This window comes from Pseudomonas sp. IT-P218, assembly GCF_949767605.1.
In the GTDB taxonomy this organism is placed as follows: domain Bacteria; phylum Pseudomonadota; class Gammaproteobacteria; order Pseudomonadales; family Pseudomonadaceae; genus Aquipseudomonas; species Aquipseudomonas putida_AE.
In genome coordinates this window covers 1-1,527 of the sequence record NZ_CATKQQ010000048.1, presented here as the reverse complement: position 1 = coordinate 1,527, position 1,527 = coordinate 1, and the positions used below count along the sequence as shown (strand labels likewise).

2 protein-coding genes are annotated in these 1,527 nt (G+C 47.9%); both read right to left on the bottom strand.

The features are described 5' to 3' along the window. Nucleotides 1-126: 126 nt before the first annotated feature. Nucleotides 127-720: an SMI1/KNR4 family protein gene (locus tag ACM6I6_RS22590; RefSeq protein WP_274078127.1), complete on the bottom strand. Its 594-nt coding sequence runs from the start codon at nucleotides 718-720 to the stop codon at nucleotides 127-129. Further along, nucleotides 717-1,527: RHS repeat-associated core domain-containing protein (locus ACM6I6_RS22585; protein ID WP_414920736.1), on the bottom strand; the 811-nt coding region annotated here is incomplete at its 5' end. The genes ACM6I6_RS22585 and ACM6I6_RS22590, both read right to left, overlap by 4 nt.

Below are 1,527 nucleotides of genomic sequence, written 5' to 3'. Positions count from 1 at the left end.
ATTGTCCATCGAGGTTGAGTTGGTGCAGGTGGCCGCTGCCGTAGTACAGGTGATTGAGGTGTTGGGCTGATGCCAAGGAGTATTTTCTAGAAGTTCATCAGCACAAACCCTAGATCAGCGCCCCAACTAGTTATCGAACCGAATCAGATGTCGATATCTAGCTAAAACACTCTCGTATTTGGCAGCTTTTACCTCTTTCAGAACTACCTCATTTTCTTTTTCGAGTTTCTCTTTCAGATCTTTCACCGAATGGCTCAACCCTAATCCTTTCTTGATTTCCAGAATTTCTTGCAAAGTGGCTTTAGCTTTACCTATTGCCAAAATACTTACGGAGTCCGGCAATTCGTTGCCATCTTCAAGGACATACGCTACCAATTCTTCAACTGAGAAAAATATTTCCGCATCGTCTAAAAATGGATCACCAGAGCCTATGAGATAAAATTTATCTTCGGCAGATCTATCGATCAGAACAAGCCTGCCACCAGAGTCATCACCCACCAAAAGCTGCCCTGGAAAGTCCTTGTCTATATCATATGTTTTATTGCGCTCAGCTATTTCCTCCGTCGAATAAATCAGCACTTGATCATCAAGCAAGGCTCCATTATAGAGAGCCCAAAACCTGGCAACCCATACATCCTCATCGACCCCCAACAAGCGGACCGCTTCATTAATCATCGCTGCCGACGCAGGCGGATTTACTTCTGTATAACTTAGAGTCATTGAAACGCCCCTAATGAGTCAAAATATTTATACGATCTACTGGCAGCCTTTTTCGCAGCGCCAGGATCAACGCCAGCGTCAATTAATTCTTTGTAGGCGACACCAAACTCTTCCTTAATCGTTCCACCAAACCCAGAAATTCGCCGTCTAGTTCGCTGAAGCGATGAGATAATCGCATGAGGTTCTCCCGAAGAGCTTTTTAGAAGAATAGCAGGCGCCTCGTTTCTCTTATACCCTGTGACATTTCTTTTCGCCCACTCATCTTGGATAAAATGGTGTGACTGAACTAGTTTATCTTCCGAAATATTTTTGTGGCCCGATGCCCTATTAACACCAGGAGACAGGTTACCGTGGGCATCAACATCACCAGCTTTGTAGCCACCGGGACGATTGCAACTCCACCCCCACGGATCGCTCCAACCTATGGAATTAGGAGCGTATTGATACAGGTTTTCCCCGCCAATCAACCCAATCGGATCCTGCGTAACAAACCGCCCCACCTCCGGATCGTAATACCGAAACGTGTTGTAGTGCAGCCCCGTCTCATCGTCAAAATACTGCCCCTGAAACCGCAGATTCTGCTCGACTTCATCGACCGCCAGCTTTTCAACCGCCCCCCAAGCCTTGTACGTCGCCTGCCAGACAATGCTCCCGCCCGCGTCCGTCATCTCCAGCGGCGTACCAATCTGATCAGTATGGAAGTAGTAAAGCTTCTGCTCCTCACCTTCCGCCTGATCCACCCGAGCCAATGGCGCATAACTCCCCGGCTCATAGATATACAGACTGCTCTGCCCCGGACGCTCTTCG

Coding starts and splice junctions, on each gene's coding strand:
- ACM6I6_RS22590 (WP_274078127.1), bottom strand. CDS start 720: ATGACTCTAAGTTATACAGAAGTAAATCCGCCTGCGTCGGCAGCGATG.